Genomic DNA, 18,886 nt, shown 5'->3' with positions numbered 1-18,886 from the left:
ATCATGAAAAAATCAATGATAATTGTGCTAATGTTAATGGTATTGGTAGTAGCGGGTTGTGGTTCTAATAATGCAGCAAAGAACAATACTGCCAAAGGTAGCGATGATTTAACCAAATTAAAGATTGCTACTTTGATTCCACCAATGACGGAAATTCTGGACATTGTAAAGCCACTTCTGAAGGAAGATGGTATTGATCTTGAAATTGTTGTGCTGTCTGACAATGTGCAGCCTAATGAAGCTTTGGCGAATAAAGAGGTAGACGCTAACTTTTTCCAACACGTTCCTTATATGAAGCAGTTTAATGAAAGTAAAGGCTCCAATCTAGTAGAGGTACAGCCTGTCTATGACGCTATTTATGGTGGATACTCCAAGCGCTACAAGAATGTTGCGGATCTGCCGGAAGGTGCAACACTAGTAATGGCTAATGATCCTTCAAATATCGGTCGTTCCTTACAGATGTTTGCTGCAGCCGATTTGATTAAGCTAAAAGAAGGCGTAGGCATCCAGGCTACACAAGCAGACATTACTGAAAATCCAAAAAACTTTAAGTTTGAGGAAGTAGATTTGTTGATGTTGGCCCGTATGCTGGATGATGGAGATCTAGTAGCAATGACTCCGGCTTATGCTAGCCCACTTGGATTGACACCGAAGAAAGATGCGCTGATTACTGAAGGCGAAGATTCTGAATTCACCATCACCTTGGTTGCACGTGAAGACAACAAGGACTCTGATGCGATTCAGAAGTTGGCTAAACGCATTAGCGGCCCTGAAGTGAAGAAATTCCTTGAGGATAATTACGCGGATATCGCGTTGCCTGCTTTTAAATAGTTAGATTAGTAATTCAACGAGACTTGTCCATTATGGGCAAGTCTTTTTTTGTGTCACTAGAATGTAAGAACTGCTCTATATAATGGGTTGTAGAATAACAAAGCGGAATGGAGATGGGGATATGTCTGTACTTAGCGCAATTAATCTCACAAAACATTACGGTAAGGGTACTAACCTGGTCAAGGCACTAGATGGTATTAACGTAGAGATACACAACGGTGAATTTATAGCGATTGTCGGGACATCAGGAAGTGGGAAGTCAACGCTCTTACATATGCTTGGCGGACTTGATCGGGCAACTGATGGACAAGTGATCATAGATGGAAAGAATATTTTTAGGATGAAGGATGATGAGTTAACCGTATTTAGGAGAAGAAAAATTGGATTTGTGTTTCAGAACTACAATCTGGTGCCGATTCTGAATGTATACGAGAATATAGTGCTACCCATAGAGCTGGATGGAAACAAAATAGATAAGGATTTCGTGTATCATATTGTGAATACGTTAGGTCTCTCGCAAAAATTGGACAACCTCCCCGGTCAGCTATCAGGTGGTCAGCAGCAAAGGGTAGCTATCGCACGGGCCTTGGCAGCTAAACCTTCCATTATCCTAGCAGATGAACCTACAGGGAACTTGGACAGCATTACTAGTCAGGAGGTCATTGGATTACTCAAAGTAACTAGCAGACAGTTTAATCAGACGATTCTAATGATTACTCATAATGAAGAGATTGCTCAGCTTGCAGACCGGACCATCCGGATAGAGGACGGTAAAATTACTGGAGGGGCATTGTGATGATGTTTCCAAACAGCAATAAACCAATTGTTAAAAAGCTGACAAGCAGGAGCCTGAAAGCCAACCGGACCCGAAATCGGTTCGTAATTATAGCCATCGTGCTTACTACCTGGCTTATTACTTCTTTTTTTAGTATCGGACTTAGCAACTATAAAACCTTCGAAATGCAGCAATTGAAAATAAACGGGACCATGGCTGATGTCTACTTGACCTCACCGTCAGAACAGCAATTAAACAAGTTAAAGGAACATTCCTATATTAAGACCATCGGACTTCAGTCCAAAGTGGGGGATGTTGTCAATACTCCTGAATGGGGAGACCTTAATTTAGCTTTGCTCTGGTATGACTCTACGGAATGGACAGAAATGCGTAAGCCGGTAATTGACGGGCTAAAGGGCAAGTACCCAGAGAAGGACAATGAAATCGCCGTTCCTTTATGGATATTACATTCGATGGGGATTAATGATCCGCAGTTAGGCATGAGCTTGCCATTTACTTACTCTGTTTCGCGAGCTGGGGTGAAATCTCAAGAGAATAACAACTTCGTACTAAGTGGATGGTTTACCGATTACAGTCATGTCCGTACCGGGAATTCTGGAGCTATGCTGGTATCGGGGGCTTTTGCTACAGCTCATGGCGTAGATCTTAAGAATCCCAAAAATGCCACTATTCTATTTAATGAGAAAAACACGGATGAACTTATCTCGCGTTTGCAACAGGATATTACTTTAGAAAAAAATCAAAAGCTCGAACCTGTCTCTAACCAATCGTCTACCTCTTCAGATAGAACAGCGACTTTGATCGGTTATGCTGGAATTATATTATTTGTTATGTTGAGCGGATATTTATTAATTTATAATGTGCTTTATATTTCTGTCTCAAGGGATACAAGGTTCTACGGTCTACTTAGAACGCTAGGAACTACACAACTGCAGATTAAAAAAATAGTTAGGGCACAGGCTTCACGGCTAGCACTTATCGCTATCCCACTGGGACTTGCCGCAGGAGCTGTGACTTCCTTCGTAATGGTGCAGCTGGCTATGAGTACAATGGATCTGGATACGGGCGTGGTGATTTCTTTTCACCCGTTAATCTTTATTGGAGCTGCGTTGTTTGCTTGGTTGACCACCATGTTTAGCGCTATCAAACCTGCCTCTATCGCTGGCAAAGTCTCTCCAATAGAAGCGGTGAGATATACAGGTACGATGGTTAAAGCTAAGACGAAGCGGGGAACTGGCGGATCTAAGCTGCATCGACTGGCTTGGCGTAATATTTTTAGAGTGAAAAAAAGAGCGATGGTTGTATTTCTCTCTTTATTTCTCGGGCTGACAACTTTTCTGGTGATCAATACGCTTGTGCTTAGTATGAGTACAGATCATTTTGTTGCTGAATACATGGATAACGATTTCACGCTGTCCAATCAGACGATGTCCTTTGGGTTTGAGGGGGAAATGAAAGCCAAGATTACAGAGGATATGATCAAGGAAATTCAGGATATAAAGGGAGTAAAAGAGGTCTTCAAAGCTTATACCGGGATAGGTCAGATCAAGTATGATCCTAAGGTGTTCAGTAAGTATATGGATGAATTCGCAAAATCATATCACACAGATCGCCCTACCGATGAACAATTAGCTGTGCCTCAAAGCATGTTCTCAATGACCCATGTTATTGGGTTAGACTCAGCTCAGGTTAAGAAGATGGAAGAGAAATTAGAAATCACTGTAGATATGGAACGCTTTGAAAAAGGTGAGATCGCCTTGCTGGACAATTTTAGTCTCAGTGGTCTTGAGATAGGAGATCCATTTCAAATAGGTCCTATAAACAGCGAAGCGACACAATCTTTCGATATTGGCGGGCTAGGTGACTTCAGCTCTCTAGGGTCGGCACATTTTGTAGCTCCGAATGTATACATCAGTCACACTGCAATGGAGAAATTTATGAAAAACCCACTTATAAGTAAAGTGTATATTAATGCTGACTCAGAAGACTGGAAGCAGATTACCGATCAATTGGACGGACTCATCGGCGGAGATAGTGAGCTGAAGCTGGAGTCGAAGCTGTATATGGAAAAATTCATGGAATCGGCAAAGCTAACCTTTTACATTATGGGTGGCGGAATTGCGCTCATTCTAGCGCTGATTGGAATTTTGAATTACGTTAATATTATGTATACAGGAGTTGTAGCTCGGAAGCTGGAGTTCGCAGTGATGGAGAGCATCGGGATGACCTCTAAGCAGATGAGAAAGCTGTTGCTGTTTGAAGGAGCAGGTTATGCGATCATATCTACGTTGCTAATCTCAACAATAGGCACATTAATCAGTTACGGTGCTTATAGCCTGTTCAGCCAAGAAGCTACTTATGCTGTGTTTAGCTTCCCAACCCTTCCGCTTTCAATTGCAATTGTACTCGTTTTTGTGGTTTGCCTGAGTGTTCCGCTTATTGCTTATAAGCAAATTAAAAAGGACAGCATTGTGGAACGTCTGCGGCAAATGGAATAGAGCTAATTAATTTACAGCGTAGCCTTCCTCTGCTTGTTACAATGATAGGTATTGAGGTGAGTTTCAATGACAACCATTCTAATTGTAGAGGATGACCGTCTCTTAAACGAGGGGCTAAAGTTCATGCTTGAAAAAGAAAACCATAAGATTATTCAGGCCTATTCTTTTCAGGAGGCGGCTTCTAGAATTCAGGATCAGACCATCGGTCTGGTCCTTTTGGACATTAATCTCCCCGATGAGAGTGGCCTTATACTGTGTCGGGAAATCCGGCGAACGAGTTCCATTCCGGTTATATTTCTAACTGCCAACGATACGGAGCAGGATATGGTAGCTGGATTTGGGCTAGGAGCTGATGATTATATTGCGAAGCCATTTAGCATGGCCGTACTTTTGCAACGTGTGAAGGCTGTTCTCCGACGAACAGGCACTGATGGTGGCTCAGAGCTGTTTCATTACAAGGATATTACAATTAACTCAGCCAAAATGAAGGTTTACAAATATGGACAAGAAATAAAACTAACCACTAATGAGTATCGTCTCCTTGCCATCTTAACCGAAAATAGCGGTCAAGTTCTTACTAGGAGGTTAATGCTGGAGAAGCTATGGGATATAGATGGTAATTTCGTGGATGAGAATACGCTAAGCGTAAATATTCGTAGGCTGCGGTCTAAAATTGAGGATGACCCGAAAGATTGTCAATACATTAAAACTATATTCGGTATCGGCTACACATGGGGAGAGTAAGGATGAAGAACCCGTTTACAAAAATTATTTGGAGCTCGTTCACCCTTTTTGCCGTAGCCGTTGTGTTGTTTGTATCTATGCTTATCTATTTTAAGCCTGAGAGGCATGTAGTTATTGTATCCGTGGTGTTTATTAGCTTGATGGTTTTGCTGTTTATAAGTTTTGTGCTCGCGCTTCGTAAAGAAATGCTAAACACTCTATTTTCATTGTCGAGACTGATTCAAGATCTTATTAATGGACAAATGACTCAGATGTTCCCGGTGCAGGAGGATACACTTCTCTCTAAATTACAGCATCAGGTTATTCAATTATCTGAGCTGTTGTCTTCGCAGAAGCAGCGCTACCGTGAAGAGAGTCAAGAAGTCAAAACATTGATCTCTGATATCTCTCATCAACTTAAGACTCCTTTAGCCAATTTAGGGATGTATAACAGCCTTCTTATGGATGAAGGACTGCCCGCTGAAACACGCAGTGAATTTACTCGCCATATGGGTAGTCAGATTGAGAAGCTGTCTTGGCTCATGGAGAATCTGATCAAGTTATCACGGCTCGAATCCGGTATTATAGAGCTTCATACGGAGAAGTATGGTCTTGAGAATACTGTGTTGTCAGCGATCAAACAGGCGTTTCCAGCAGCCGAGCAAAAGAATATAGAGATCTTACTGGAATCCGATCAGGGAATTATGCTGCAACATGATCCCAAGTGGACGGGAGAAGCTATCTATAACATCATCGATAATGCTCTGAAATATACGCTCGGGTCCTGCAGTGTTAGAATTACGATTCGCAGGTATGATCTTTTTGCAAGGATTGATGTTGCCGATGGTGGAATAGGAATTCCTGCCGCTGAGATGAATGACATCTTTAAACGATTTTACCGAGGTGCGGGTTCCAATGGAACTGAAGGTGTTGGCATAGGCCTTTATTTAGCCCGTAAAATTGTGACCGAGCAGGGTGGATATATAAAAGTGAGATCCGAGTTAAGTAAAGGAAGTGTTTTTTCTATATTTTTGCCGTTACGCTGATTCTGAATGTACTCGAAGCTTAGCCCCTAAATTGGGGGTTTTTCTCAAAATATAAGAAAGTATATGTTTCACGTTATACATTATCCTTATATTTCTCGCATAAACGCTTACCGTCCTTATAAGGACGCCAAAGGCGTTTATGCTTGTTAAAGTCGCTATTTCATTGATGAAAAGTCCTTTGCTAGCCCTATAGTGGTCTGCAGTCGCACAGCTACCTCGACTAAGGTCCAGTACCAAAAACCGTCGTTGGTCTGTTTTGAAAGTCTGCGATTTGCTCTAGAATAAGGCTATAAGGTTAAGGACAACGAAAGGCGGTGAGAAAATAATGCAAAGAAGACAAGGAAACGGATTAGCGGTTGTACTGATTGTGATTGGTGCGGTAATGCTGCTCGGTTTAGCGCTTCCTCTGATTCACGGTATTTTCAGACTACTGTTCCCAGTATTGCTGGTTGTTCTCGGTTACTATGGGATTAAGAGTGGACGCAAGGTTATCGGTTGGGTACTAATGTTCATTGGTGTCATGACCTTGATCGCGAAGCTTTCCTGGATCATCGGACCACTTCTAGGTGTGGCGTTGATCGTATGGGGAGTGTCAGCTTTAAAGGGTAGAAGAAATGGTACTTATTAAGAAGAATTGTACTTAAACAAGAAGCAGGGAGGGAGCAGGAGATTATGAGTGTTTTTCGTCGCATGAGGGATATTACAGTAGCTAATCTAAATGAACGTCTAGAGCAAAGTCAAGATCCTGTGAAGCTAATTGATCAATTTCTACATTCAACTCGCGAGGAAATCAGTGAAGCTGAAAGATTGTACCAGCAATACGCTTCCCATACGAAGCAATTGCAACAGCAAGTGAACCAAGCGACTGCCATGAGAAACAAACGTGAGGAACAGGCGTTACTCGCATTAAAAGCAGGAGAAGATCATCTTGCAAAGCTGGCTTTGCAAGAAAAGATCATTCACGAGGAAAAGTTGGAGCAGTACAGCGGGCTATTTGAACAAAGTAAGCAATCCTTGTTTGAACTTGAAGGACAGCTGAATGAGCTGAAAATAGAGTATCAGACAGTTTATAGCAAACGTCAGTATTACGCAGCCCGGATGGAGTCGCTGAGACTGCAGCAACGGATGAATCAAAGAGCAAGTGCTTATGGTAACGGTGGTGATGTTCCCAAAATGTTCGGACGTCTGGAAGATCGGATGTCAGATTGGGAATTAGAAGCGAAGAGCCTGCGCGATGTACGTCGCATGGGGCAGGAATATGCGGTGCAAGCAGGTGAGACTGTAGCTACCGTACTCGAAAGAGAAATGGCACGCTTAAAGGAGAAACTGAACAATGGTGGAAAGGAGTAGCGCTATGAGTCGATTATATCGTTCAACAAGAGATAAAGTGATGACGGGTCTTGCAGGTGGATTATCTGAGACACTCGGTATTGATTCCACGCTATTCCGGATTCTGTTACTGGTCAGCATTCCGTTTACAGGAGGTGCCGTGATTCCAGTGTACTTCATCGCTGCGCTGGTCATTCCGAAGGAGCCTACGCATTATAATCCTTTCGGACCAGGCCCTGGTGCACCGGGTGGCCCATTCGATGGTCCTTACTCAGGTAGACCAGAACATGGACACGGACCGCAGGCTAATGGCGGACATGGACCTTACGGACGCCAACCTAACTACAATCCTAATTTTGAAAAGAACAACGCTTATTCAGCTCCGGATTCCGGTTTGGATGCGATGATGAAGGATATCGAGAAGAAGGCTCTGCAAAAAGAAGTAGAAGAACTCAAACAAAAACTGTCTAAATATGAGAAAGGGGAATTGTAAATCATGGGAGTATTTCAAAGAATTAAAGATATGACTAAGGCGTCGGTAAATGACTTGTTGGATAAGGTAGAGGACCCAATCGTAATGCTTAACCAATATCTGCGCGATATGGAGGCTGAAATTCACGAAGCGGAAGTTACAGTTGCCAAGCAAATGGCGAACGAACGTCGCATGAAGCAACGCGTGGAAGAAGCAGCAAAAATGTCCGCACAACGTGGAGCACAAGCTGAATTGGCATTGAAAAACGGCCAAGAAGAAGTGACTCGCAAGCTGTTGGAAGAAAAAATCTACTTCGATCAAAAACAAGCGGAATACAGCGATCTTCATGCTCAGGCTGAAGTGCAAGCGAAGGAATTAGTTGGACAGCTGCATGATATGAAGGATGAATTCTACAAGCTGCGCAACAAGCGTAACGAGCTCGTATCCCGCGCTCAAATGGCTAAGGCGAAGAAACAAATGACACAAATCAGTAGCGTGCATTCCATCGAAAGTGGCAGTGCGTCACTCGGCTTCCACCGGATGGAAGAGAAGATTATGCAGCTTGAAGCAGAAGCAGATGTAATGCGTGCACCTTACAGCCCATCCGCTGCCTACACTAAACCAGTCGATGTTGAGAAGCAACTGAAAGTGGATGAGCAACTGGCTGCATTAAGAAGCAAGCTGAATGATACACCGGCTGCTCCTTCTTTAAACAAAAAAGAAGATTAAATCCTGTTCCTAAAACTTAAGCAGATATGATATGCTGGACAAGAAGAAGCCATACGGTATGGATCTCCATACCGATATGGCTTTTGTAGCGGCTGGCTATAATATATCTTGTAGGAGGTGCGAAATGGATAAACGAAACCGTTTGATTGCCATCGGACTGATCGGTGTTGGCTGCATGATGATTTTTGGTAGATGGCTCGGCTTTTTCTCCATTGTCGCGCTTCTATTCCTGTTCCTAGGAGTCTACCGCACGACGTCAGGCAAAGTGAAGCAGGGTTATAAGCTGCTCGGAATTGGCGCTATATTGCTTTTGCTGGATCATTTGGTGCTGGTACTGGGGATTTGCTTGATTTCTTTAGGGATGTTTTTTACTAAATCCAAAAGAGTTCAGCGTAAGGAAGGGTTCATGCAGAAGCAGAACTTTTCGTCTAGATTTGACTGGGATCGCTCACCCTGGGTGATGCATAGCCTCAGCTCATGGCATATCCTTGGAGAGGCCGATCTTGATCTTTCACTGGCTATGGCGGAGCAAAAAGAAACGGTGATGCTGTTTCAAGGTATCTTTGGGGATATGGACATTCAATTGTCAGATGATTACGGGATAGAAATCGAAGCCTTTGTGCTTTTTGGATCGATTGAATTTGGTAACCAGCGGGACACAGGTATGCTAAACCGTCTGAACTGGAAATCCCCTAACTATGAGAGCAGTGAGTATAAGGTAAAGTTTAGTGTGTCTTATTTGATGGGAGATTTGGATGTGCGATTATCCTGATTAGTTTGATACTGAAGGGAGGGTCCCCGTATGGAAAGAAAGAATAAAAATATGATGTCACGCAGTATGGGTGAGGGGGCTCTGTTCTCTTTTGTCATGCTGCTAGTGATATTGTACACCATGTATACATATGGCTATTTGAAACCTTTTGAAAGCTGGACGATTGGATTACGTACGGCCTTCACTTTAATTCTGCTGCCCATGGGGTTCGGGGTTGGCTTTGGCTTCTATCAGAGCTTTCGGGTAAAGCGAAAGTTGGAACGCCTGAGAGAAACGCTCGTATTGTGGGAGAAGGGAAACTTAACGCTATCTATGCCAGACTTGGGCGATGATGAGCTGGGAAGGCTCGGAGAACAATTGGGCCGAATCAGCGGAAAATGGGAAAACCAAGTGACAACACTGCAGCGATTGTCTACAAATAACGCGAAGCTCGCGGAGCAAGCACGAGTATCTGCTATTATGGAAGAGCGGCAACGGCTTGCGCGTGAATTGCATGATGCTGTCTCTCAGCAGCTGTTCGCGATCTCTATGACCGCCACGGCTGTAGGCCGGACCCTGGAGAAGGATTTTGACAAGGCGCAACGGCAAATTGCACTGATTGAGGAAATGTCTGCTGTAGCACAATCAGAGATGAGAGCATTATTGCTGCACTTAAGACCTGTTTATTTGGAAGGTAAGGGATTAGAGCAGGGGCTACAGGAGCTGATCAAGGAGCTTAAGGTTAAAGTACCGATAGAAATCGTGTTCGAGATGGACCCTGATGTACAATTGCTAAAAGGGGTAGAGAATCACTTATTCCGTATTGTGCAGGAGGCAATCTCTAATACGCTTCGTCATGCGAAAGCAGAAAAGATGGAAATTAGGCTGCATCGTCGAGGAGATACGGTTCGGTTGACGCTCCGTGATGATGGGATTGGTTTTGAAATGGATGATAGTAAACAAACTTCCTACGGTTTGTCGAATATGCAGGAGCGGATGAATGAAATCGGAGGTTCCATTCAGTTTATTACCGCTCCGGGTAAAGGAATGCGGATTGAAATTACCGTTCCGTTAGTCAATGAATAATAGGAGGAAAGAGTGACCATGGAGATGGAGGAAGCCATTAAGGTATTGCTTGTAGATGATCATGAAATGGTACGGATTGGACTAGCTGCTGTTCTAGGTACTGAAGACGGAATAGAAGTCGTAGGGGAAGCTGGAAGTGGGGAAGAAGGTATCCGCCTGGCACAAGAGTACAATCCGGATGTAGTCCTGATGGATCTTGTCATGGATGGGATGGATGGAATTGAAACGACCAAACAGCTAATGAAGCAGTATCCCGAAATCAAAGTTATTGTGTTGACAAGCTATCTGGATGATGAAAAAATGTATCCGGTGATTGAAGCAGGTGCATTCAGTTATTTACTAAAGACCTCACGAGCTACTGAAGTGGCAGATGCCATACGTGCCGCGGCAAGAGGCCAGTCTGTACTGGAGTCACAGGTCGCCTCTAAAATGATGAATCGTTTTCGAAACAATGCAAAGGGTGAATCTCCTGCTTATAAAGAGCTTACAGAGCGCGAGATGGAAGTATTACGTCTGCTGGCGCAAGGTAAATCGAATCAGGATATCGCGGACCAACTAATTATTGGGATCAAGACTGTGAAATTTCATGTAACGAATATTCTCGCGAAGCTGGGTGTGGAAGACCGAACCCAAGCAGCTATTTATGCATATAAAAATGGACTAGCTGAATAGAAACCAAAGGCTGAAGCCTCTTGCTTCAGTCTTTTTTTAATGCATAAGTTTAGAATCTCCTAATTCGTACATACTGTCTAGTAGATTGCTAGAGAGGTTCGAAAGGGAGAATAAATTATGCTGAAGGCTATGTTGAACAACGGAACAAAAAAAGGGACTCTTTTTATATTATTATTCCTGTGCTGCATTGTAGCTTTACTGGTAAACCTTCAAAGCGCTAAAGCAAAATCAATCGATCAAGACGAAGCTGTTTCACATACATCAGTAACATCGGAACTGAATGCTTCACTGATGAGTTTAATAGATCTCGGGACGAAAACAACGGTATCTGGTTCACCACTGCGTATCGTCTTAAAATGGCAAGGGGCAATCAGCGGTTACAATGATCCTTCTGTTGAAGTGGCTAAGCTTAGCGCCCGCCTTGGATTGACAGTACCGTCAGGAAATGATGAAGATGGGCATATGACCTATCGTTCAGCAGCGGTAAAACCATATGGATCACGTCTCTCCTTATTTTGGAGCGAGCTTGGAGAAGGAAATAGTTATGTTATTGTGACGTTAGATACTGCTGATTTAAAGGATAAGGTTAGCTTTCAGGGGGCTGCCGATGAAGTTAGTACAATCCTAGAACAGAGTAACATCAAGGCAGAATGGAATGTATCCCTTCAAGGAATAGCTGAAAACCAGGGGGGACCTGAAGGTGTATTGTCGCAAACCGAAGGGTTACTTAAAGAGCAGTTTAAAACTGTGAGTGAAAAAGAGAGCTATAAGGATGTAGCAACAGTCAGCCGTACGTATTCGATTCCTGATTTGAAACGCTCGGTAGTCAGCGGGAACCATTCGGTTTCAGCGCAAATCGCAGTGCATCAGGAAGATCAAAATGGGACGAATCGCCTAACCATTGGCTTACCATTAATCACCATCGAATACTGACAAATTCCTTTTTTATAAGCAAAGATATAATTAGTAATAAGAAATTTTAATTGAAATTCGCGAAATCCCGAGAGTATTTGTCAGGAATCTGATAGCATCCTTTTTAGGAATATGCTAAAATGACATAACGTCGTTTACTCGACGCTGAGAATGTCAATAAACTATATTACATACAGAAAGATGAGGAGCCATGGCTGAAAATCAAACCCTTGATGCACTGCACACACCCGGTGCTGTCTTTTTTATCTTTGGGGCAACCGGAGATTTAGCCCGGCGTAAGCTTTTCCCGGCGATTTACAGCTTGTACCGTGAAGGTAAGCTGGCACATGATTTTGCGGTAATTGGCGTGGCGCGGCGCCCGCGTACTCAGGAAGAATTTAGAAGTGATGTGAAGGAATCCATCCTTGAATTCTGCCGTTATAAAGCGGGAGAAGAGAACGAATGGAATGAGTTTGTACAGCATTTTGAATACAAATCTCTGGACATCAACGATATTGATGGCTTCCGTGAATTAAGAGCTCAAACAGAAGCTCTTGAAGAGAAGTTCAGAATTCCGGGCAATCGGATGTTCTATCTTGCGTTGGCACCTGAATTGTTCGGCAGTGTCTCGTTCAACCTTAAGGCTGGCGGCATGCTGGATAGCACAGGTTGGAATCGCCTCGTCATCGAGAAGCCTTTTGGATATAATCTGGAGTCAGCTGAGCAGCTGAACGAGCAGATCCGTGAGGTATTCAAGGAAGAGGAGATCTACCGGATCGATCATTATCTTGGTAAAGAAATGGTTCAGAATATCGAAGTCATTCGTTTTGCCAACGCTTTTTTCGAACCGCTTTGGAATAATAAGCACATTGCCAATATTCAAATTACACTTGGCGAAACCGTAGGTGTTGAAGAGCGTGGTGGTTATTATGACCATGCTGGAGCGTTACGGGATATGGGCCAGAATCATATATTGCAACTGCTGACTATGATCGCAATGGAACCACCAAGCCGTCTGCTTGCAGAAGATATTCGTGACGAGAAGGTGAAGGTACTTCGTTCCCTTCGTCCTTATGGTACATCTGACGAGGTTCGTGAGAACGTCGTGAGAGCACAGTATATTCAAGGCTTGCATGGTGGAAAGCCCCTTCCTGCTTATCGTCAGGAAGATAAGGTTGATCCTGAATCGAGTACTGAGACGTATTTTGCTGCCCGTGTGTTTGTAGATAACTTCCGCTGGGCTGGAGTTCCTTTCTATATTCGTACAGGTAAACGTCTACCGGTGAAGACAACGGAAGTGGTAGTTGAGTTCAAGGGAATGCCAACCAATGTTTATTTGGGACAAAAGCATACGCTGGAGCCTAACCTGCTTGTTATCCGTGTGAACCCAATGGAAGGCATTTATGTAAAGATTAATGCCAAGAAGCCGGGTTCCGAGTCTGAAATTCAACCACTAGCTATGGACTTCTGTCAGAGCTGCTTGGTTGGAATCAATTCCCCGGAAGCTTACGAGCGCTTGCTTCATGACGCGGCTCGCGGAGATTCCACTTATTTCACTCGTTGGGATGAGGTATCGTCGGCATGGTCGTTCGTGGATCGTATTGCGAAGGCTTGGAAGGAAGAGTCGCGTGATTTATCTTCTTATCCTGCTGGCACTTGGGGTCCGGTTGAAGCGGATCAATTGCTTGCTCAGGATGGCTTCCATTGGTGGCCGGTAAACGGTCAAGAAGAAGATAATGTAGTATGGCTGAAGAATAACTAAGCTTTGCGTTAATGCTATCTCCCTGCAGAGGATGCAGGGAGATTTTTTGTAATGCTGAGATTAGAAAACACTCAGCCTCCCAAGGCCACTCTGGCTCCAAATGCCGCTCGGGCGACAGGAGCATTTTTCAAATAGCTGCACTTTGTACAATTAAAATCACATATTGGGTGGAAATTAGTCTTTTAAGTGTATTCTCTGCAACTATTTTCTCCGCATAAGGCCTAAAAGCTAGCACATTGAATTTTTAATTGCATCAAATACAACTAAAGGCGATTGGAAATGCTAATACTTCTTATAAGTGTAGGAAATACAACTATTTTACTACTGCGGAGAAATGTGAAACGAATTCAAGGGAGGGGCCTGTATTCAACAGGTAGGCATGGGGAGCCCTGTTTCCAATTAACACACACCTCTTTGGGACGGACCGAGCGGACCTTAACCTCCGAAATGCATGTTTTAGTCAAGCTTACGGACAAATGTATGAGAAAAACCGAATATATTGTGCCTCCGGTAACGTAAACGAGCCAATGTATGCGAAAAACCGAATACAATGTGCCGCCAGTAACGTAAACGAGCCAAATGTATGCGAAAAACCGAATACAATGTGCCGCCAGTAACGTAAACGAGCCGATTGTATGCGAAAAACCGAATACAATGTGCCGCCAGTAACGTAACCGAGCCGATTGTATGCGAAAAACCGAATACAATGTGCCTCAGGTAACGTAACCGAGCCAAATGTATGCGAAAAATCGAATACAATGTACCTCCGGTAACGTAAACGAGCCAAATGTATGCGAAAAACCGAATACAATGTGCCTACGGTAACGTAATCGAACTAGCGCTGTTATCCGCCCTGAATCACCCAGGAAAGGCTTGTTATTAGGGAATAAGTGCAATACGATTCGTCCCTAATATATGTGCTCATTTCATCGAAATAAAGATCCGTACGGTCCGTAAGCGGAACCTCACTACGAAGGTGCATATGGATACGAGTATGGAACGGATGTACTCAGCTTGTAACTCTACCTCCAAGGACGCCGTCAGGCGTTTTTCTTGTTGAGCTATGGGAACTGGTGAACAGGATATAGACTTGATTTGGGAGATATTTTGCTGCAAAAGCTTTTTAGTAGATAATATCTGCCGGATTTTGATATACTTTAGGGGATGCTTTCACTTGAAGCGGACTGGAGCTAGACCTAAGATAGCTATTCATTCAGAAATGAAGGGGTATGAACAATGAGCAGAGCACCGATTTGAAGATAACCCCAGTGTAATTGAAGCAGAAGCAGGAATTTTATATATGAAGGGATATGTGTAATGAACAAAGCAATAGATCAGAAGCTGCAAAAGGAAGTGGACAGACGCAGAACCTTTGCGATCATTTCCCACCCGGATGCGGGTAAAACAACTTTAACGGAAAAACTACTGTTATTCGGTGGCGCTATCCGTCTGGCGGGAACGGTTAAGGCCCGTAAGGCGAACAAGCATGCAACGAGTGACTGGATGGAAATTGAAAAGCAACGGGGGATTTCTGTTACTTCCTCTGTGATGCAGTTTGATTATTTGAATCACCGCGTGAATATTTTGGATACACCGGGTCACCAAGACTTTAGTGAGGACACCTACCGTACACTAACAGCAGCGGATAGTGCGGTCATGCTTATCGACGTGGCAAAAGGGGTGGAAACCCAAACGACCAAGCTGTTTCAGGTATGTGCTAAACGTGGGATTCCAATCTTTACTTTTATCAATAAGCTGGACCGTGAAGGACGCAGTCCGTTTGATCTAATGGAAGAGCTGGAGCAGGTACTGGGCATTCGCTCTGTGCCTATGAACTGGCCGATTGGTAGTGGACGTGAATTGTGCGGCGTATATGACCGGATGAAGAATCAGGTGGAGCTGTTCCAAGGTGACGATCACTCCGTAATCAAGGTGCAAAAGGTTGACGGATATCGTGATCCAATCATTCGTGAAATGGCGGGAGAATATCTGCATGATCAATTGTGTCAGGATCTGGAGCTGCTGGATGTAGCAGGCGATGCTTTTGACTATGAAAAAGTACTAAGTGGTGAACTTACACCTGTGTTCTTCGGTAGTGCGATTAACAATTTCGGCGTACAGACTTTCCTCGATAATTTCTTGGATCTGGCACCGAAGCCTGAACCACGCCGAAGTACTACAGGTTTAATAGAACCTATGAATGAGAAATTCACAGGTTATGTGTTCAAAATCCAAGCCAACATGAACCCGGCTCACCGTGACCGAATTGCCTTCCTGCGTATTGTATCCGGTAAGTTCGAACGGGGGATGAGCGTGAAGCATGTACGTGCGGGTAAGGACATTAAGCTCGCCCAGCCGCAACAATTTTTGGCCCAAGACCGTGATATCGTAGAGGAAGCTTATCCGGGAGATATTATCGGGTTGTTTGACCCAGGTATTTTTAGAATTGGAGATACACTGAGCCAGGCAGGAGAATTGGAATTCGATGAGCTGCCAACATTCTCACCAGAGATTTTTGCTAAAGTGAGTATTAAAAATGCTTTGAAATCGAAGCAGTTCCAAAAGGGTGTCGATCAGCTGACTGAAGAGGGTATGATTCAAGTATTCCGCACGGTTAACTTCGATGATATTCTGCTGGGCGTAGTGGGACAGCTGCAGTTTGAGGTGTTCGAGTACCGCATGAAGGGTGAATATGGTGTCGATGTTCTGTTGCAGCGTATGCCATACCAGTTTGCACGTTGGATCGTAGATGATGCTAAACCGGATGCGAGTAAATTCCGTATTAACTCTACGCTCGTTACAGATAAGAAGGGGAATTTTGTTGTCTTGTTCGAGAACGAATATGCTATGCGGACAGCGATGGATAAGAACCCGACAGCTACGTTCCTAGAGATGGCTCCAAAAGCATTGCTATAATTAAGGATATAAGCTAGAACATCCTAAATGTTAATAAAAAACCTCCGCTTCCGACGTGCAATTGCACGCTGGAGAAGCGGAGGTTTTTGACTTATTACGTCACGTTATGATGTGATATTCCCAGGGGTAATAGTCTCCAGGTGATCATGCAGCATAGACACCAAATTATCTTGCTTAGCGGTGTCTAAGTCCTTCCATATCATTTCAAACACGGCGCCAAGTCCCGGGAGTGCTGCTTCCGGTCCGTCTACCGAGCCTTCAATCATATGCCGCAAATCTTCTTCAGATTGACCATGCACTTTATGAATAATCGCCTGGCGTAAGTCAATAGTAACCGGCATAAGGTACCTCCTTTTTGAAATATAGTGATATTCACGTCGTTTTAATGTACCCTGTATAGATGCTGGAAATTCAAGTTTTTGTTCAAATATAAGTAGTATAAGTTGACACTATACATCATTCTTATATTTTTGCGATAAACGATTGTCATCCATAAAGCACGACCATGACGTTTCTTCTTGGCTTATGATATACTGTTTGAGATATAGAAATGCTACAGGAGGTACATAAGACATGGCCAAAAAACAATATGCCATCATTGGCATGGGGCGTTTCGGATCCAGTGTTGCGAGAGCACTCAGCGGTATGGGGTTTGACGTACTTGCGATTGATGCGGACGAGCAGCGGACACAGGAGATTTCAAATATAGTTACACACGCTGTATCTGCAGATTCAACGGATGAAGAAGCGCTACGCGCACTTGGTATTCGCAATTTTGATGTGGTGGTTGTGGCTATTGGAGAGGACATCCAAGCAAGCATTCTTACCACTTTAATCCTGAAGGACCTTGGTGTACCAGCAATTATCGCAAAAGCAAAAAGTGAGCTGCACGGCAAAGTATTAGGCAAAATTGGTGCAGACAAGGTGATTTATCCTGAACGGGATATGGGAATGCGGGTTGCGCATCATTTGGCTTCGCCTAATATATTAGATTATATCGAGCTGTCGCCTGATTATAGTATTTTGGACATGAAGGTATCCGGATCGATGCTCGGGAAAAATCTACAAGAGCTCGATATCCGTGCAAAATATGGCTGTAACGTAATGGCTATTCGCCAAGGTGAAGAGATGAACATCTCCCCACGCGCAGAGGATCGATTGATCGATGGGGATATCCTTGTAATCGTTGGGCATAAAGATAACCTGACGAAGCTGGAGATCGCGTATCAGTAGGTGAGGCGATTCTGATGATAAGCGTTATTGCGAGGAAAGTTTGGACTTCCGGACGCTGTTGTCTCCAGATTTTTTTGATTTGAACCACCTGCTGCGGATAAAATCCGGAGACTGCTTATGCTTTCGAAGTGAGCTTTACTACGTAAAGCTTTCGGGCGAGCGCTTACGCTCCTACAGTTCCAAATTTCCTCTCCATAACGTATTCATCAGGCTTATAGGGGAGTAAAAGAGAAGAAGAACAAAGACAAAGATAAAGATAAAGAACAAAGATATAAGAGCAAGAATAAATGGCAAGGCATAAGAAAGGAAGACTTTATGGAAATCATGTCTCCGCAAAATACGCGGGTTAAAGAGTGGGCCGGGATGCAAGAGAAAAAGCACCGGGACAAAGCTCGTAAATATATCGTAGAAGGCGTTCATCTTGTACAGGAAGCGCTGCTGGCTGAAGCAGATGTGGAATGCCTTGCTTATGACTTAGACAAGGGAATGCCCGCTGAACTCAAAGGGCTTCTTCAGTCCGTTCAGGGCATGGATGTGATTGGCGTATCAGCGGCGATCATCTCGAAATGCAGCAGCACTAACACACCGCAGCCAGTGTTCGCCATTGTGCGGAAGGAACAGCAGGCGGTAGCGGCTATCCTAGCGAAGAAGGATAGTCTGGTGGTTGTCCTGGACGGCGTCCAGGACCCCGGTAATGTCGGCACCATCATCCGCAGCGCGGATGCTGCGGGAGCAGACGGAGTGATCCTCGGCCAAGGCTGTGCCGACCTTTATAATCCGAAGACCATCCGTTCAACGATGGGCTCAATGTTCCATCTCCCGGTGGTGGAGGGAGATTTAAGTGAGATTTTGCCACAGGCCCGGGAAAATGGGACACTGCTGGTGAGCACTTCGCTGCAGGGTGAAGAATCATGCTATGAGCACGATTTTCACGGCAGCCAGTGGCTGCTGATTGGCAGCGAGGGTAAGGGGATTTCGCCGGAAACGGCGCGTCTCGTGGACAAGAGTATCATCATTCCGATGGCGGGGCGGGCGGAATCGCTGAATGCGGCGATGGCGGCGACGATTTTGCTGTTTGAGGGAATGAGACAGCGAGAGGTTTAAGCTGTTTCTAATACAGGAACGGACGA

General features: G+C 44.2%; 18 protein-coding genes. 17 read left to right on the top strand and 1 reads right to left on the bottom strand.

Annotated elements, in window-relative coordinates; translation table 11 throughout:
* The first annotated feature begins 3 nt into the window (after nucleotides 1–3).
* From MHB64_RS26500 to MHB64_RS26430, 15 genes are all read left to right on the top strand, one after another.
* Nucleotides 4–831, top strand: a complete 828-nt coding sequence (locus tag MHB64_RS26500; RefSeq protein WP_094874514.1) for a MetQ/NlpA family ABC transporter substrate-binding protein — start codon at nucleotides 4–6, stop codon at nucleotides 829–831.
* Nucleotides 832–952: 121 nt separating this feature from the next.
* A complete protein-coding gene (locus MHB64_RS26495; RefSeq protein WP_341136126.1) occupies nucleotides 953–1,627 on the top strand; it encodes an ABC transporter ATP-binding protein in 675 nt (224 codons plus the stop codon).
* A complete protein-coding gene (locus MHB64_RS26490; RefSeq protein WP_341135736.1) occupies nucleotides 1,627–4,125 on the top strand; it encodes an ABC transporter permease in 2,499 nt (832 codons plus the stop codon). Before MHB64_RS26495 ends, MHB64_RS26490 begins: the two co-directional genes overlap by 1 nt.
* Before the next feature lie 66 nt (nucleotides 4,126–4,191).
* Nucleotides 4,192–4,869 carry a response regulator transcription factor gene (locus tag MHB64_RS26485; RefSeq protein WP_341135735.1) on the top strand — a complete coding sequence of 226 codons (678 nt, stop codon included), beginning with the start codon at nucleotides 4,192–4,194 and terminating at the stop codon, nucleotides 4,867–4,869.
* A gap of 2 nt (nucleotides 4,870–4,871) precedes the next feature.
* Entirely contained in the window at nucleotides 4,872–5,894 is a 1,023-nt protein-coding gene (locus tag MHB64_RS26480) for a sensor histidine kinase (RefSeq protein WP_341135734.1), read from the top strand.
* Between the two features lie 325 nt (nucleotides 5,895–6,219).
* Nucleotides 6,220–6,522 carry a LiaF transmembrane domain-containing protein gene (locus MHB64_RS26475; protein WP_042191767.1) on the top strand — a complete coding sequence of 101 codons (303 nt, stop codon included), beginning with the start codon at nucleotides 6,220–6,222 and terminating at the stop codon, nucleotides 6,520–6,522.
* A 44-nt stretch (nucleotides 6,523–6,566) separates the two neighbouring features.
* Entirely contained in the window at nucleotides 6,567–7,244 is a 678-nt protein-coding gene (locus MHB64_RS26470) for a PspA/IM30 family protein (RefSeq protein WP_094874750.1), read from the top strand.
* A 4-nt stretch (nucleotides 7,245–7,248) separates the two neighbouring features.
* Entirely contained in the window at nucleotides 7,249–7,716 is a 468-nt protein-coding gene (locus MHB64_RS26465; RefSeq protein WP_094874752.1) for a PspC domain-containing protein, read from the top strand.
* Between the two features lie 3 nt (nucleotides 7,717–7,719).
* Nucleotides 7,720–8,424: a PspA/IM30 family protein gene (locus tag MHB64_RS26460; protein WP_094874749.1), complete on the top strand. Its 705-nt coding sequence runs from the start codon at nucleotides 7,720–7,722 to the stop codon at nucleotides 8,422–8,424.
* 124 nt (nucleotides 8,425–8,548) lie between these two features.
* Nucleotides 8,549–9,196 (top strand): cell wall-active antibiotics response protein LiaF, encoded by a 648-nt coding sequence (liaF, locus tag MHB64_RS26455; RefSeq protein ID WP_094874748.1) that lies wholly within the window; start codon nucleotides 8,549–8,551, stop codon nucleotides 9,194–9,196.
* Nucleotides 9,197–9,226: 30 nt separating this feature from the next.
* Nucleotides 9,227–10,261: a sensor histidine kinase gene (locus tag MHB64_RS26450; RefSeq protein WP_094874747.1), complete on the top strand. Its 1,035-nt coding sequence runs from the start codon at nucleotides 9,227–9,229 to the stop codon at nucleotides 10,259–10,261.
* An 18-nt stretch (nucleotides 10,262–10,279) separates the two neighbouring features.
* Complete coding sequence (locus MHB64_RS26445; protein WP_179281788.1) at nucleotides 10,280–10,933, top strand: response regulator; 654 nt, start codon at nucleotides 10,280–10,282, stop codon at nucleotides 10,931–10,933.
* A gap of 117 nt (nucleotides 10,934–11,050) precedes the next feature.
* Nucleotides 11,051–11,866, top strand: a complete 816-nt coding sequence (locus MHB64_RS26440) for a YwmB family TATA-box binding protein (protein WP_341135733.1) — start codon at nucleotides 11,051–11,053, stop codon at nucleotides 11,864–11,866.
* A 190-nt stretch (nucleotides 11,867–12,056) separates the two neighbouring features.
* Nucleotides 12,057–13,607, top strand: coding sequence for a glucose-6-phosphate dehydrogenase (zwf, locus tag MHB64_RS26435; RefSeq protein WP_094874745.1), 1,551 nt, complete (start codon nucleotides 12,057–12,059; stop codon nucleotides 13,605–13,607).
* A 1,317-nt stretch (nucleotides 13,608–14,924) separates the two neighbouring features.
* Complete coding sequence (locus tag MHB64_RS26430; protein WP_094871849.1) at nucleotides 14,925–16,523, top strand: peptide chain release factor 3; 1,599 nt, start codon at nucleotides 14,925–14,927, stop codon at nucleotides 16,521–16,523.
* 104 nt (nucleotides 16,524–16,627) lie between these two features.
* Here MHB64_RS26430 and MHB64_RS26425 read toward each other — a convergent pair whose 3' ends face one another.
* Nucleotides 16,628–16,864 (bottom strand): small acid-soluble spore protein SspI, encoded by a 237-nt coding sequence (locus MHB64_RS26425; protein WP_042130985.1) that lies wholly within the window; start codon nucleotides 16,862–16,864, stop codon nucleotides 16,628–16,630.
* Nucleotides 16,865–17,096: 232 nt separating this feature from the next.
* Between MHB64_RS26425 and MHB64_RS26420 the strand changes: the two genes are divergently transcribed.
* Together MHB64_RS26420 and MHB64_RS26415 are read left to right on the top strand one after the other, a co-directional pair.
* Nucleotides 17,097–17,756 carry a potassium channel family protein gene (locus MHB64_RS26420; protein ID WP_076285312.1) on the top strand — a complete coding sequence of 220 codons (660 nt, stop codon included), beginning with the start codon at nucleotides 17,097–17,099 and terminating at the stop codon, nucleotides 17,754–17,756.
* Between the two features lie 315 nt (nucleotides 17,757–18,071).
* The gene (locus MHB64_RS26415; RefSeq protein ID WP_341135732.1) at nucleotides 18,072–18,860 is read left to right on the top strand and encodes a TrmH family RNA methyltransferase; all 789 of its coding nucleotides are present in this window, start codon (nucleotides 18,072–18,074) and stop codon (nucleotides 18,858–18,860) included.
* Nucleotides 18,861–18,886 lie beyond the last annotated feature (26 nt).

Origin of the sequence: Paenibacillus sp. FSL K6-2859, assembly GCF_038008265.1 — a bacterium.
GTDB classification, from domain to species: domain Bacteria; phylum Bacillota; class Bacilli; order Paenibacillales; family Paenibacillaceae; genus Paenibacillus_AQ; species Paenibacillus_AQ nitricinens.
This window is presented reverse-complemented; position numbering and strand designations above follow the sequence as displayed.